Here is a 14,864-nt window from a genome sequence, read left to right on the forward strand (position 1 = left end):
TCAGCAAACTAGCAAGCTAGTTTCTGCTACCGTTCGACTTGCATGTGTTAAGCACGCCGCCAGCGTTCACTCTGAGCCAGGATCAAACTCTCCATAATTGAAGTTAGTTTAATCTTTGCCCAAGATTTAAAAATCATTGGCTTTATGTTTGCTCTATATACTGTTATATATATATAAAGACTTGTAAAGTATCTATTGCTATAAATACCTATTGGGTATAAATAGAATAGACGGTTGTTGTTATTTAGTTTTTATAAGTAAACTTATATAACTTCTATAACTCTTTTATTTCGTTATTAAAGTCTGTTTACTTGCTTAGTTTTCAATGATCTCAAACTACCCTGAAACTTCGTTACAAAGCCTCTTAAAACCTAAACTTTAGGTCTCTGTGTTTGTGGATGGGAATTATAGGGAAAGGATTCTTAGAGGGGGCTTAAAATGAGGTGGGATTTGATTTTTTTTGAAAATTATCAATTTTTACTCAATTTTCCTCTATCCAACCGCCTCCTAAGAGCTTGTTACCATCATAAAAAACGGCTGCCTGTCCTGCGGCAACACCAAAAACGCTCTCTTTGAGTGTTACATACGCCTTCTCGTCTCTCACTTCTATATGGCACGGTACGGCTTTGGTTCTATATCTTAGTTTTACTGTTGTATCAAAACTTGAAGCATCTATGTAGAGATTTAGATTCCCTAAAATAACGCTGTCGCAAGCTAAATCCTCTTTTTTGCCGACAACGATGCGATTATTTGCTGCATCTATACTTACAACGTAATGCGGGACATGCGCCCCTCTGACGCTAAAACCTCTTCTTTTACCAATTGTGTAGTGCATATATCCTTTATGCTCACCCACAATATTTCCGTCTTTATCGACAACTTCTCCAACTTTATCAACCTCAACAAACTCTTTGAGTACGTCAGTGTATGTTGTTTCGACAAAACATATCTCCGTTGATTCTCTTTGAGTTGCGAATGTTTCCAGCCCGCTGATAGAAGCTGCCAGCTCTTTTATCTCGCTTTTTTTTCTCTCTCCTAGTGGGAAAAGCAGTCTTGGCAATATCTCTTTGTGTACATAAAAAAGAAAATAGCTCTGATCTTTTGTATCATCATCCGCTTCGTAAAAATACTCTCCATCTGTTTTGATGTAGTGTCCGGTTGCTATAAAATCTGCTCCTATGGTATCTGCATACCTTACCATTTCACCAAATTTGAGACTTCTGTTGCATAGCGCACATGGATTTGGGGTTTTACCTTTGGCATAGGTCTCAACAAAAGGTTGAAAAACCTTTTCATCAAAAATGCCCTGCAAATCAATAACATGCAGTTTCACGCCTACAAAATCCGCTGCCTTTTTTGCTCTTGCCTCATGTACTTCATGGTACCCAGGGCTGGAGTGAAGTTTCATATAGAGGCCCTCTACATCATAACCCTCCTCTTTTAAAAGCATGGCTGCAACGGTAGAGTCAACCCCTCCGCTCATTCCGACTAAAACTTTTTTAGACATTGCGCTTGTCCTCTTTTTTTCTATTTTCATCTTCTGCAAACTCTTGGAGTGTTTGACAATATTTTGTATCTCCAAGTCCGGATTCTTTGAGAATTGCGATTTGCTTAAAAAGAGAATTTTCTATCTCTTGCACAACAAATTCCAAATCATCACTTAGTGTGATGATTTGCAAATCTTCATAAGTTATCATCCCGTTTTTATAGAGTTTATTCTCTAAAAACTTCATAAGCGGCTTATAAAAAGCAGTTCCAACCACAAATATCTTTACACCGGTAATTTTTTTTGTTTGTACAAGAGTCAGTGCCTCAAAAAGCTCATCCAAAGTTCCATAGCCGCCCGGAAAAATCACATAAGCGATAGAGTACTTCACGAGCATAACTTTTCTTGAGAAAAAATAGTCAAAATTAAGTTCTGTAGTTGTGTATCTGTTTGGAAGTTGTTCAAAAGGCAAATCAATATTAAGACCAATGGATTCGACATTTTTATGAGCTACTGCACCTCTGTTTGCAGCCTCCATGATGCCCGGTCCACCGCCCGTCATAATGTTAAATCCTCTTTGTGCCAACATGGAAGAGAGTTCTCGCGCGATTTTATAGTATTTGCTGTCAATCTTTGCCTTAGCGCTTCCAAACATCGTTATAGTCGGTCCGAGATCTCCAAGATCATCAAAACCCTTTACGAAATCTGCAAGAATCCTAAAGACACTCCATGTATCTGCTGATTTAATCTCTTTGACATATTTTTTTGCCAAATCACCCTGACGTTTACGCATACAAGTCCTTAGCTACGATTTGAGCTGATTCAATCGCTCTCTTTTTGTGCCAATCGTAGTTATCTGAACGCCAAAATTTCCATCAACGATAACGACTTCTCCTTCTGCTATAACATGGTCATCCACAAGTATATCAAGAGGGTCGTTGGCTAGTTGGTTTAGCTCTATAACAGAACCTATATCCATATTGAGAACATCTTTAAGAAGCATTTTTTTCTTTCCGATCCTTACTTTTACCGGAAGCTTCACGTCCATGATGAGCCCAATATTAGCTAGTTCATCGCCACTTAGAGAGCTGTGAGAAACAGTATCTTGCATTTTATTTGATTCACCTGATTTATCTTTTTTAGAGGTTTTGTTTGTATCAAAAACCTCATCATACAAAGTTTCATCTACGATAAACATCAAAAGCGACTGTACACTTCCTATGCCAAATCGATAAACGAACATTTTATAGTAGTTTTCAAGTGAGACATCTTTGTTTTCATCGATATACTCAACATCTTCTACACTAAAAGATAGGGATGGGAGCTCTTTTTGTGCTCCAAGACTATTTGAGATTGCTCCAAAGATATTTGAGATAATCTCTTTTGCAGCATCCAAATCATCATCACTTACATCTTCTCTGCTACTCTCCTCTTCACCGAGCATCATATCTGAGAGAGCCGTTACAAGATTTGGTGTGAGTGCTACCATAGCAGAGGCTTTAAAGCTCCCGCTTATAGCGATATGAAGCAGTACAATAGGCGGAACAATGCTAGAAATAATACTTAACTCCTGCTCCTCCTTAAGGCCCAAAGACGGAGCCTGACCAACGAGTGCTTCTATCGTTCCTATAGTCTCATTTTCAAACAGCTTTATAAAATTACTCATGATTTACTCCTCATCATACCCGGCTTCTTCTTCCAACATAATCTCTTTAACGCCTGAAATTTTTTCACGTCGTATAAGTTCAAAATTTTCCAGTGCTCGTTTGACGGCATCTCTTTCTGTTTCGATTATTTCTGTAATTTGGATAGATTTTCTAAATCTTCTAAGACCAATCTTTCCTCGAAATCTATCTTTGCCGTCAACACGCACAGTGACTACATCATCTGCCGGACTTGTCAGTCTTATAATATCTCCTACCTGAAGTTCCAAAACATCTCTTAGTGTCAGTTCAGCATTTCCAAGCATCGCTTCGATACCAACTTTTGCCCCGCCTAAAAGTACGTGAAGTTCAGTATTTCTGCTCTTTTTTGTACTCGTTTCATTGAGCATCAAATCTCTGCTTGCAAGTTTTGGAAGAATCGGCTCAAGTGAGATAACAGGATAACAGATATTCATCATTCCTGAGCTCTGCCCGATAATAATCTCCATAACAACCATAACGACAATCTCATTTTGCGCAACTATCTGCACAACATTTGGGCTTGACTCTTTGGATTCGATATTTGGAAAGATATCCATAACCGGACCCCAAGCCTCTTTGAGTGTACTCATCATAACACGCAAAATTGTCTCAAAAAGAGAGAGTTCTATATCTGAAAACTCTCTGCTTGCATCAAAAGGCTCACCCTTACCGCCCAAAAGACGGTCTAACATAGGAAATGCAATGGAAGGATTTATCTCGATAACACCGCTTCCCTCTAAAGGTTTCATCGAAAAGACATTAAAGCTTGTCGGATTTGGCAGAGACATCAAAAACTCGCCATACGTCATCTGATCAACCGAGTGAAGCTGAATCTCAACAATAGAGCGCATGATAGAGGAGATTTGGGATGCCAAAGTTCTTGCCATCTTGTCATGGATACCACGGAATGCACGAAGCTGCTCTTTAGAGACTCTATTTGGACGCTTGAAGTCATAAAGTGTTACTTGTCTGTTTGATACCGGAGAATCCTCTCCTGCTTCAAAGAGGTCTGTCTCATCATCAACAACGTCTAGTAGCGCATCTATCTCTTCTTGGGAAAGTATATCTGCCATCTCTTAAGCTCCTACACTCTCTTTAATTTTGTGGATAACAGACTTATGAATCTGAGAAATTCTTGATTCTGTAATATCTAAAACCTCGCTTATCTCTTTTAGAGAGAGTTCTTCAAAGTAATAAAGCTGAATAATAAGCTGCTCCCGTTGGCTATACCCGCCCAAAACAGTCTTAATAATATTTATAAGTTCATCACGCTCTATGGCTGCGAGAGAAGCCCCCTCATCACCGACTTGGAGCTGGTCATCAAGAGGCATAACCGTATATATAGAAGAAGCTACTCGCGCTTCATGTATCTTCTCTATATCTTCATGAAGCATTGCGGCAAGCTGTATATCACTTGGCTCTTCGTCATGTGTAGCTCTGTACTCTTCTACTGCATAGTCTATTGCTTTGATAAGTTTTCTGCTTGAGCGGCTTACAACATCCAAACTTCTTAGATAGTCAAGCATCGCTCCATAAACACGCTTTTTGGCATATCCCCAAAAAGAGTCATTTAGCCCCTCGTCATATCTTCTTGCTAGTTTTATGAGTTCTTCCGTTCCGATAGCAGAGAGATCCATATAGTCTATAGAGCTGGGCAATCTCTCTTTTAACCTAAAAGCCATTGCTTTAACCGCAGGAAGGTACTGAATTGCAAGTTCGTCTTTTTTGTGCTTTAAATCTTCATTGTAGGCACTTATCATCTGACACTTCCGGCATCTGCGGCATTTGTTTTGATAGCAGCATCCGTAATTTTAATAGCAGAGTCGATGAGTTTTTCTCTTTTGTTTATCTCAACCACATAGTAATCAAGCTTTTTCTCATGCTGATCTTTTGGAAAAAAATAGTTCTTCGCAACTGTGGTTTTGTAGTAAAAAGCAATAATAATATGCGAGAAAAGATAAAAAAAAGCAGTGATAAGAAATGTATATGTAAGAAGTCCTTCTGCATTGAATGATTTTAATATACCAAATGCTATCCCTACAAAAAAACCTTGGACAGTAAAAAAATATACAAAATTCTCACCAACCATCTACTTTTATCCCAAATTAAATTTAAAAATGTTTTACCAAACGTCTAAAAAGCCCTGACAATCCACTTTCGCTTGGAGAAACTAGCACATTTCGTTCCAAACTGCCGGCTATGTTGTTTGCGATAGCAGTAATATCTTTGTGAACAGAAGAGTTAGGATGGGCAACACTAAAGAGTGCTCTTTGTTTCACTGAGGTTGAAACCTTTAAATCACTATCTATCTTTCCTATAAGTTTGAGATTTAAGCCGCTTCCGATATTTGCAAGAGCTACTTTTTTGATTTTTTCATATACGGAAACCGCCTCTTTAGTACCTTTGACTTGATTCATAATCAATCCTATATCATTTCTCAAAGCAGCAATAGTTTTGATAGTCGCATACGCATCGGTTATTGCCGCAGGGTCCGGAACAGTGACGACGATCACATCATCCGCCGCATCCAAAAACATCTGTATATGCTCCCCAATCCCCGCGCCGGTGTCAATAATCATAAAATCGAGCTTATCCAAAACCTCAGCCTCATTCATAAATCTCTCAAAGAGAGCTTTATCGGCATATTTTAGTATCTCATCGCCACTCTCACCGGGGATAAGGATAAGATTTCTCGTAACTGGAATCAAGATATCTGCAACTGTTGCTTCGCCTTTGAGCACATGGAGAATGTTTTTCTTAATCTTGACATTAAACATCACATCTAAATTTGCCAAACCGATATCTGCATCAAAAATGCCTACGTTGAAACCGTTTTGAGAGAGTACGTATGCCAAATTCGAGCTTATTGTACTTTTACCGACACCGCCTTTTCCGCTTGTAATGGCTACAAAACGGGTCTTTTTAGATTTTTTTACAGCGTTTGAAGAAACTAACTCTTCAAGTTTTTTTGCCTGATGCCCTATCATGCTTTGCTCCTGTTAAAACCATCAAGCAAACACTCTATCAAAAAATCACCATTTGCGCACACCAAATCTTCGGGAACTTCCTGCCCGACGGAGAAGTAGCTTATGGGCTTTTTAGTCTCGTATGCAAGGGAAAATATATTGCCAAAGCCTCTTGTTTCATCAAGCTTTGTAAACATAAGCGTGTCAATATTAAGGGCTGAAAAGTTTTCATAGGTCGCTTTTAGGTCTTCATACTTAATGGAACTTGGCATAACCAAAACAACATCAATGTTGTACTTAACGTCATTGCCCTCCAAACACTCATATATCTTCTCTATCTTTTTTCTATCATAAGGGCTTGAACCCATTGTATCGATAAGTATATAGTCACAATACCTCAGCGAATCAAGCGCACTTGCAAAATCCACAGGGTCAACAACCGTCTCAATGCCTAACTTCATCATTCTTGCATACTGCATCAGCTGCTCTACCGCACCGATACGGTAAGTATCAAGCACGACCAACCCGACTTTGTACTTTTTTTCCATCAAGTAGGAGTAGCGAGCTGCGAGCTTTGCCACCGATGTCGTCTTGCCGACACCGGTAGGACCGACAAGCATAATCACTTTTTTATTTCCCACAGAAGGTGTACTCTCAAGTCGTATGGGTACCATTTTTCGCAAAACAGTCTGAAAATATCTTTTGATTGTTGAGGAATTTTCTCTCATCTTAAAGGGCATATGCTCCAGTGTCATTCTCATGATAGCATCAAGATGTTCTCTGTTCATTCCGCTTTGTGATGCAAGTCTATAGATTTCTGCAAACTCTGAAGGGATATGACTCTCTAAATCGGGTGCTTTTTCTTCCCAGAACATATTTTGAATAATCTTAACCTTATCACCGAGCTTTGCGATTTCCGATTTTATCTCTTTGAGTTCTTTTGGTTCAAATGTGCCTTGCGGTTGGTACTCAGCATAGCTGTAAAGCGGATCTTTGACATCTGCAATTTTAGATATCTGCTGCGCTGCGTATGAGATATCATAAAGAACATCAGCGCTCTTTTGAGTAAGCGGTCTGCCGTCTTTTGGAATCGGCGCTGCTTTTTCGTAACTCTCCTGTAAGTCACCCTCTACTCCCATCACTATCTCATAAAGTGCCTCACGACCGAGTGATTTTTTTTGTATCTCTTTTGTATCAATATGAAGCATCTGGTTGTAAAAAGGGTGCGTTTTTGCCTTTTTGAGAGCTTCTGATGGTGTTTTGCCCGTAAAAGTAAGTATCTTCATCTCTTTATATCCGCTAATGGAATAAGCACGCTCTCTCTTTTAAACCACTCCGCATGTGGTATCTGAAGCTTTTGTGTTGCAACAACTCTCTTGTCAAAAAATATAATATCCAAATCAAGCGTCCTTGGAGCGTTGGCAAAACTTCTTTTGCGTGCAAATTTTTTCTCTACTCGCATCAAATAATCTAAAAAGATCATAGGCTGCATACTCGTTTTTAATACAATAATTGAATTAAAAAAATCATCCTGCCTAGTAAACCCAAAGGGAGGATTTTTCAAAATCAACGACTTTTGAAGCAACTCTACTCTTTTGTCCCGTCTTAAATAAGTGCAAAGACGGTCAAATCTTCTAAGTACGTCGCCTACATTTCCGCCTATTCCAACAGTAACGCTGTAACGGTGTGAACTTTTTGGGCTTCTTGCTTTAAAAGAGCGTAAATTTTTAAAAGTGGTAAGTCTCTCATTCAATTTACGCCGAATATACATAACTACTCTGCTTGTGCAGCTTGTTTTTGCATCTCTTGAACCGCTCTGATTTCATTGAAAATCTGTACCATTCCAACCATAGCCAAATGATACCCAAAAGGACCAAATCCAACTATAGAAGATGTACAAACCGCTGCCACCATATTTTGCTTTCTAAACTCTTCACGGCGGTGAATGTTGCTGATATGCACTTCAATAGTCGGTAGATTTACCGCTGAAATAGCATCACGAATAGCTATAGATGTGTGTGTATATGCCGCCGGATTTATGATGATGCCTTGCGCATCGCCGTAGCACTCTTGGATTTTATCTACGATTTCACCCTCAAAATTGCTTTGAAAAAACTCAATCTCTATCCCGCTTTGCTCTGCAAAATCTCTCATTTGTGCATGAATCTGCTCTAGCTTCATCGCACCGTAAACTTGTTGCTCTCTGATACCGAGCATATTGAGGTTTGGTCCTTGGATTACTACTATTTTCATATTTTACCTTTTTTGTTAGACTTCTTTTGCGGCATCTGTTTAGCGAACGATTCTGCAACGAAAGTGTTGCAACAAGAATGAGTAAACAGAGGTTGCAAAAGAAGTCTATTCTTATTTTTTTAAGCGGCTATTTTATCTAAATAAAGCATAATCTAGTTTAAATTTTTCAAAAAGATAAGAGATGCAGATACTTACTCCAAACTATATTTTGACACCGGATGTACTTTTAAAGGATATGGCGGTTGCTTTTGACAAAACCATACGCAAAATTGCTCCGCTTGAAGAGTTACAAAAAGAGTTTGGTGATGCCGATGTCATCGAACTCAAAAAAAACTCTCTCTTGATGCCCGGACTCATCAACGCTCATGTGCACATTGAGTTTAGTGCCAACAAAACAAGCCTCTCTTATGGAGATTTTATCTCATGGCTCTACAGTGTCATAGAAAACCGTGAAGGACTTATAGGCGGTTGTGGCAAAGAGTGTATGCAAAGGGCGGTTGATGCAATGCTTGAGAGCGGTATCACAACTTTTGGTGCGGTTAGCTCGCACGGGATGGACTTGGAAGTTTGCGCCGCCTCTCCTCAAAATGTTGTTTTTTTCAATGAACTTATCGGTTCGCAAGCAACCATGGCGGACGCACTTTTTGGAGATTTCAGAAGCAGACTTGATGCTTCAAAAAGTGTTCAAAGAGAAGGGTTTTACCCTGCCGTTGCCATCCACTCGCCATACTCTGTCCATCCGATTTTAATCCAAAAAGCACTCCAAATAGTTAAAAACGAGGGTCTAAAACTTACCGCACACTTTATGGAGAGCAATGCCGAGAGAGAGTGGCTTGACAAAAGCGAGGGAGATTTTAAGTCCTTTTTTGAAAATCTGCTCAAACAAAGCAGCGCAACAAGCAGTGCAGCGGAGTTTTTAGCCTCTTTTGAGGGGCAAAAAACTCTCTTTACCCATGTAGTCAAAGCAAGCGATGAAGAGATGGAGAGCCTTGCATCAAACGGGCATACAATCATCCACTGCCCTATCTCAAACAGACTTTTAGGCAACGGTGCGCTTGATTTGGCAAAAGTTCAAAAACACTCTATCAACTGGGTTTTAGCGACAGACGGACTTAGTTCCAACTACAAACTTGACCTTTTTGAAGAAATGAAGTGCGCTCTTTTTATGCACTCAAATCTCCCGCTTTTGGATTTGGCAAGAAGTCTAATAAAAAGTGTTACAAAAGACGCAGCGGCGGCTCTTGGACTCAATACCGGAGAGATTAGAGAGGGAAAAAATGCCGATATGCTCGTGCTGGAGTTGGAGAGTGAACCAAACGATGAGTTAGCCATCCATTTAATACTCCACCGATATAATATCTCCCAAATTTACATCAACGGAAAGTTACAAAAATGCAGTTTATAAAAAATATATTTTCTCCTATCTTGGCAGTTATGAAGTTTATACAAGAGCATTTTAAAGCGATGCTTTTTTTGCTTCTTCTATTTTTGATTTTTGCGCCGCAAAGCGAAGAAGATTTGAAACCAAACAATCTCGAAGAGATTCATCTTATGGGTCCTATTATGGAGGTGTCCGAGGTTGTGCAGCAGATAGATGATGCAGCATCCAATACCTTTGTCAAAGGAATCTTGCTCAATGTTGACTCCCCCGGCGGTGCCGTTGCTCCATCCATCGAGGTTGCATACGCCATAAAAAGAGCCAGAGAGTTAAAACCGGTTGTTGTTTATGCAAGCGGCACGATAGCAAGCGGAAGCTATTATGCAAGCATCTGGGCAAACGAAATCATCGCAAATCCAGGCTCAATGGTCGGAAGCATCGGTGTTATCATGCAAGGGGCGGACGTAAGTGCGCTTATGCAAAAGATAGGCATCAAATCCCAAAGCGTGCAAGCAGGAAAGTACAAAAAAGTGGGTGCAAGCGACAGAGAGTGGACGGAATATGAGAAAAATGAGTTAAACAAAGTTATAAACGGAACATACGATCTCTTTACCTCAGATGTCGCATCTGCCAGAGGGCTTGATATCAACAAAAGAGACAACTTTGCAAATGCACACATCTTCACCGCACATCAGGCAAAAGAGGTCGGTTTAGTTGATAGCATCGGTGTTGCGCATGATGCGAAAAAGAGAGTTGTTGAACTTAGCGGTGTAAGTGAGGAACTTTGGAATAAGGAAGATAAGTTTGAGAAGTTTATGAAAAAGCTCTCTGCACAAACGGCGGTTACGCTGCATACCTACTTTCCGGAGTTAGTGTTACGCTAACTCTGCTCTCTCAAGCGAGAGTAAAAACTCTTTTCTCCAAACTCCTCCGCTATATCCGCCGATAGCTCCATTTGATGCGATAACCCGATGACAAGGGATGATGATGGAGATAGGATTTTTAGAGTTTGCATTTGCTACCGCTCTTGTGGCTTTTGGGTTGCCAAAAAGTTTTGCTTCTTGTGCATAGGAGAGAGTTTTGCCGAATGGAATTTTTAGGAGCGTATCCCAGACGCCTTTTTGAAAATTTGTTCCTGATACACAAAGAGGCACGGTAAATATTTGCCGTTTTTTGGAGAAATACTCATTTAACTCTTCCTCCAGCTGAAGCAAAAGAGAATTGCTATAGTACTCCTTTTGCGTATCCTCATCCACAAAATCAAGATATATAAGAGCAACTCCATCCGTCACGGCAATCATATCACCGATTGGTGTGGAGATTATGCGGCTAAAGCGTGACAAACTCTACTCCGCTTTTTCTTTCTCTTTTTTTTCCGGTTTTTTACGAAACATATGGTACTTTTCTCTCTCTAAAAGATCTTCAACATAAGACTCTTCCGCTTTTTTTACCCTCTTCCAAACACCTGATGGAAGTCTTACTTGCAGTTTGTTCTTCTCTTTTAGTTTGATGATTTTTTTGATAGAAAGTACTTTTGAGACGGGAGAAAAATCGACATCCGTTAAATCTATATCGTTCTTGTAGTAAAGCGTCTGTTTTTTAAAGTTCCCCCACCCCGGGATACCATCCTCAGTATAGGGAACTTCATAGCCATTTTTGAAACTTGCCATTATCTTATAGTGGCTGTTTTCAAAGATTTGTGTTATCTCCCCTGCACCAAACACCAAACCATAGACGCTATCTCCTACTTTTGCATTGTCAAAATATGCCATTTTAGCTCCTTTTTTAAATGCATTATACTATGGAAGCGTTACAAAATGGCTACCTAATCTAGTTTTTCACAACTCTAATTACACTCGGTATATTTGCCATGATTCTCTCTACTCTATCCTGCCAAAGCGCACCGAACTCTTTTGCTTCCTCTTTGCTTGCCATGCCGCCCATCATTTTTTGCATAAGCATCTGCATTTTTGGACTTCCGCCTATGGAAGAGGGGTCATAGTAAACATCTACGCTTTTACCGTTGTCTGCCCTTGTAAGTCTGATAGAGGAGTTGATGTTTGCGTTAAACTTCATCAAAGAGTGTCTTGCAAATCTTCCGCCTAACCCTTTAAAGCCGCTTTTTTCGGTTGCACCTGTTATCTGAGAGACAACATTGCCGATTACTCCTGCAACGCCCTCTTCCATAGGGTCTCTAAACTCTACTTTTATCTCGCCTCTAACAGCTCTTGTATCCGGATAGAGTGCTTTTAAACCCTCTAAAGTTATAAGGTATGCACCCGCAACAGTCGGGCAACTATGTCCTGCCGCTTTTACAACTTCCAAAAAAGTAATCTCATATAGCCCATCCTCAAACGCACCTAAAACATTTGACAAAGGATCTACCAACTTGATGCTCTCAACACTATCAAAAAACTTTGGATAACTCATACATAACTCCTATATTTTGCTTTTTTGAAGGACTTTTGCCCTTACTATCGTCTCATCACTCATTAAATCAAATATCTCATCAACCTCTAAAGAGGATATCTCCACCACTTTAGACTCTTTTGAAATCTGTGCAAACCCTTTTTTGCTCTTTAATTTCGGATTGTTTGATTCTATCATTTTTTCTAATAGCACGACTTGATTTTTGGCAATATTGAGCCTTTTATCTATAGCACTCGGAAATCTGCTTTGCACAAGTTCCAGCTCTTTGTAAAAATTTTGCACTTTAAATGAGATAGTTCGGTTTAACTGCTCTTGCATCTGTTTGATAGTTTGAATTTGATGTGCTATCTTTCTCTCTATGGAGTGCTGCATATAGAGAGATGCAAGGTGGGAGAGTTCCTGTTTGGCGTTATAGATTTTTTGCGCCACTCTTTGTGTCAAGCTCGTAAAGAGCGCATCTATGGATAGGTAGAGTTCGTTTGTATCGGGCAAAATCATCTGCATTGCCGCACTCGGAGTAGGCGCTCTTAGGTCTGCTACAAAATCGCTTATCACCCAGTCTATCTCATGTCCAACCGCTGAGACGATTGGCGTTGTGGCTTGAAAAACTGCATCTGCAACTATCTCTTCATTAAATGCCCACAAATCTTCTATACTTCCGCCACCTCGTCCCATGACGATAATGTCATACCCTTTTGTGTCTGCCAAAGAGAGTGCTTTTGCGATGGCAGGAGCTGCATTTTCCCCCTGCACCAAAACATCATAGATATCTATCTCCAAAAGTCTGTACCTATGCTGCGCCACTCGAAGCATATCTTGCAGAGCCGCACCCGTTGCAGAAGTAATGAGGGCGATTTTTTTTGGAAATTTGGGCAGCGGTTTTTTTCTTGATGCTTCAAAATAGCCTTTTGCCGCAAGCCTGCCCTTAAGCTGTTCATACGCCAACGCCAACGCTCCATGACCTGATGGTGAGATGGTAAAACAATTTATTTGGTACTCGCCACGAGGTTTATACAGTGTCACCGCCCCATCAAGAACCACTTTCAACCCCTCTTGGAGCCCAAACTTGAGCTTTGCGGCATTTGCTTTGAAAATCACGGCTTTTATAGTTGAGTTCTCATCTTTGAGTGTAAAATAGATATGTCCGCTGCTATGATGTGTGATGCGGGAGAGTTCCCCTTCCACCAAAACTCGGCTAAAACTCTCTTCTATAAGGACTTTTATCTGCTCATTCAGTGAAGAGACATTTAAGATATACACCCTTCTATTTCTCCTCTAAAAGCGGCGTATCTTCTATAACCGACACTTCAAGCATGCTGTCATCAAAATCTTGAAACTCTATCTTGGAATCTTTGAGCGTTTTAGTCGCTTTTGCCCCAAGTCTTTTGAGGTTTTCCACCCTTCCTAGGATGTTGCCGCTTCCCTCGCTGAGTTGTTTGTGTGCAACATCATAACTACTTGCAAGGGTTTTTATATGGTTGCCTACTTTATTAAAGCTCTCTGCGTATCCAACGACTTTGTCATAGAGTTTCCCCGCCTCGTCAAATAGTTTTGTAGCAAGGGTGCTGGACTGCTCGCTCTGCCAATAGAGATAAATAGTGCGAAGCGAAACGGTCAGCGTGGATGGGTTAACTATGGCTATATGTTTTTTAAGAGCATATTCGTAAAGTGACGGGTCTCTTTGAACAGCCAGCGCAAACGCTCCCTCAATGGGAACAAACATAAAGACATACTGAAGCGTTCCTATCTTGTAATGCGCATAATCCTTAGAATCAAGTATATCAATATGGTTTTTAAACGATACAACCATATTTGCCAAAGCGATATTTCGCTCCTCGTCACTCTGAGCTCTGATGTAAGCATCATAATCGTTAAGCGACACTTTGGAATCTATAATCATAGTTCGCTCTTGCGGCAGTTTTATGATAACATCGGGGCGTTTTGTGTCGCCTTGCTCGTCTTTATAGCTCTGTTGCGTGTAGTAATGGATATTTTTAAGCAGTCCGGAATACTCCAAAACGCTCTCTAAAATCATCTCGCCCCAACTTCCCTGTGTCTGTTTTTTACCCTTAAGTGCGGTTGTGAGATTGTGCGCTTCATGAGAGATGTTTATCCCTGCTTTAACCACCTGTTCTATCTCTTTTGAGAGTTCGGCAAACCTCTTCACACTGCTCTCTTGCGTCTCTTCTACCTTTTTTTTGAAAGTGTCGATATTCTCTTTGAATGGTTTGAGGATGGTATCAAGCGATTTTAGAGAGGCTTCATCAAGCTTTTTGAGCTTGCTCTCTAAGTTGTTTTGCATGATTTCGTTGAGTTTTAGCTCTAGCTTTTTCCCCTGTTCTTCAAACTCGGCTTTTAGTTTTTGGCTGTTCTCTTGCTGGGCTTGAAGATTTGCTTTGAGTTTCGCAATCTCTATCTCTCTTTGTGAAATCTTTTCTCTATGTTCATCAAGCGTACTTTGAAGTGCATTCTCTCTACCCTGAAGCTCTGCTACTTGCTGCTTCAAAAAAGGGATAGCCGCAACCATCTCTCTTTTTTCCCTTAGCTCTTCAAGCAGCTGAAGGCTTTTTTTCAACCAAACAACAGACCCTACAACTACGCTTGAGAACAGTGCTATTGCTATAATATTTGCAAATTCCATTTTTTGCCTTTTTTATTTTACGCCG

The 14,864-nt window shown here is 40.2% G+C and carries 17 protein-coding genes and 1 rRNA gene; 2 read left to right on the top strand and 16 right to left on the bottom strand.

The features are described 5' to 3' along the window. The 11 genes from PHY84_RS04575 to aroQ all read right to left on the bottom strand — a co-directional run. Positions 1-98 (bottom strand): 16S ribosomal RNA (locus tag PHY84_RS04575); the annotation flags it as partial. 383 nt (positions 99-481) lie between these two features. Further along, positions 482-1,507 (bottom strand): tRNA 2-thiouridine(34) synthase MnmA, encoded by a 1,026-nt coding sequence (gene mnmA / locus PHY84_RS04580; RefSeq protein WP_299858178.1) that lies wholly within the window; start codon positions 1,505-1,507, stop codon positions 482-484. Then, a complete protein-coding gene (locus tag PHY84_RS04585; RefSeq protein WP_299858179.1) occupies positions 1,500-2,279 on the bottom strand; it encodes a TIGR00730 family Rossman fold protein in 780 nt (259 codons plus the stop codon). Before PHY84_RS04585 ends, mnmA begins: the two co-directional genes overlap by 8 nt. A gap of 12 nt (positions 2,280-2,291) precedes the next feature. Continuing rightward, entirely contained in the window at positions 2,292-3,152 is an 861-nt protein-coding gene (fliY, locus tag PHY84_RS04590) for a flagellar motor switch protein FliY (protein ID WP_299858180.1), read from the bottom strand. 3 nt (positions 3,153-3,155) lie between these two features. Continuing rightward, positions 3,156-4,244: a flagellar motor switch protein FliM gene (fliM, locus tag PHY84_RS04595; protein WP_299858181.1), complete on the bottom strand. Its 1,089-nt coding sequence runs from the start codon at positions 4,242-4,244 to the stop codon at positions 3,156-3,158. A 3-nt stretch (positions 4,245-4,247) separates the two neighbouring features. After that, positions 4,248-4,931, bottom strand: a complete 684-nt coding sequence (locus PHY84_RS04600) for an RNA polymerase sigma factor FliA (protein WP_299858182.1) — start codon at positions 4,929-4,931, stop codon at positions 4,248-4,250. Beyond that, on the bottom strand, positions 4,928-5,260 hold the full coding sequence (locus PHY84_RS04605; RefSeq protein WP_299858183.1) for a hypothetical protein: 333 nt from the start codon (positions 5,258-5,260) through the stop codon (positions 4,928-4,930). The genes PHY84_RS04600 and PHY84_RS04605 overlap by 4 nt, the downstream gene beginning before the upstream one ends. A gap of 22 nt (positions 5,261-5,282) precedes the next feature. Continuing rightward, positions 5,283-6,158, bottom strand: a complete 876-nt coding sequence (locus PHY84_RS04610; RefSeq protein ID WP_299858184.1) for a P-loop NTPase — start codon at positions 6,156-6,158, stop codon at positions 5,283-5,285. Continuing rightward, positions 6,155-7,423: a flagellar biosynthesis protein FlhF gene (gene flhF / locus PHY84_RS04615; RefSeq protein WP_299858185.1), complete on the bottom strand. Its 1,269-nt coding sequence runs from the start codon at positions 7,421-7,423 to the stop codon at positions 6,155-6,157. The genes PHY84_RS04610 and flhF overlap by 4 nt, the downstream gene beginning before the upstream one ends. Beyond that, on the bottom strand, positions 7,420-7,890 hold the full coding sequence (gene folK, locus PHY84_RS04620) for a 2-amino-4-hydroxy-6-hydroxymethyldihydropteridine diphosphokinase (RefSeq protein ID WP_299858186.1): 471 nt from the start codon (positions 7,888-7,890) through the stop codon (positions 7,420-7,422). Before folK ends, flhF begins: the two co-directional genes overlap by 4 nt. A 20-nt stretch (positions 7,891-7,910) precedes the next feature. Continuing rightward, entirely contained in the window at positions 7,911-8,390 is a 480-nt protein-coding gene (gene aroQ, locus PHY84_RS04625) for a type II 3-dehydroquinate dehydratase (protein WP_299858187.1), read from the bottom strand. 181 nt (positions 8,391-8,571) lie between these two features. Here aroQ and PHY84_RS04630 point away from each other — a divergent pair, with 181 nt between their 5' ends. Further along, a complete protein-coding gene (locus PHY84_RS04630; RefSeq protein ID WP_299858188.1) occupies positions 8,572-9,795 on the top strand; it encodes a metal-dependent hydrolase in 1,224 nt (407 codons plus the stop codon). Then, positions 9,783-10,652: a signal peptide peptidase SppA gene (gene sppA, locus PHY84_RS04635; RefSeq protein WP_299858189.1), complete on the top strand. Its 870-nt coding sequence runs from the start codon at positions 9,783-9,785 to the stop codon at positions 10,650-10,652. The genes PHY84_RS04630 and sppA overlap by 13 nt, the downstream gene beginning before the upstream one ends. Here sppA and PHY84_RS04640 read toward each other — a convergent pair. From PHY84_RS04640 to rmuC, 5 genes are read right to left on the bottom strand one after another with little or no spacing between them, the layout of a single operon-like run. After that, positions 10,644-11,111 (bottom strand): methylated-DNA--[protein]-cysteine S-methyltransferase, encoded by a 468-nt coding sequence (locus PHY84_RS04640; protein WP_299858190.1) that lies wholly within the window; start codon positions 11,109-11,111, stop codon positions 10,644-10,646. The two genes, sppA and PHY84_RS04640, sit on opposite strands and share 9 nt — an antisense overlap. Before the next feature lie 3 nt (positions 11,112-11,114). Next, a complete protein-coding gene (locus tag PHY84_RS04645) occupies positions 11,115-11,540 on the bottom strand; it encodes a hypothetical protein (RefSeq protein ID WP_299858191.1) in 426 nt (141 codons plus the stop codon). Between the two features lie 58 nt (positions 11,541-11,598). Next, positions 11,599-12,198 (bottom strand): FmdE family protein, encoded by a 600-nt coding sequence (locus PHY84_RS04650; protein WP_299858192.1) that lies wholly within the window; start codon positions 12,196-12,198, stop codon positions 11,599-11,601. 9 nt (positions 12,199-12,207) lie between these two features. Then, positions 12,208-13,458 carry an exodeoxyribonuclease VII large subunit gene (xseA, locus tag PHY84_RS04655; RefSeq protein WP_299858193.1) on the bottom strand — a complete coding sequence of 417 codons (1,251 nt, stop codon included), beginning with the start codon at positions 13,456-13,458 and terminating at the stop codon, positions 12,208-12,210. A gap of 4 nt (positions 13,459-13,462) precedes the next feature. After that, positions 13,463-14,839: a DNA recombination protein RmuC gene (gene rmuC / locus PHY84_RS04660; protein ID WP_299858194.1), complete on the bottom strand. Its 1,377-nt coding sequence runs from the start codon at positions 14,837-14,839 to the stop codon at positions 13,463-13,465. Positions 14,840-14,864 lie beyond the last annotated feature (25 nt).

Source organism: Sulfurimonas sp., assembly GCF_028694605.1.
In the GTDB taxonomy this organism is placed as follows: Bacteria; Campylobacterota; Campylobacteria; order Campylobacterales; family Sulfurimonadaceae; genus Sulfurimonas.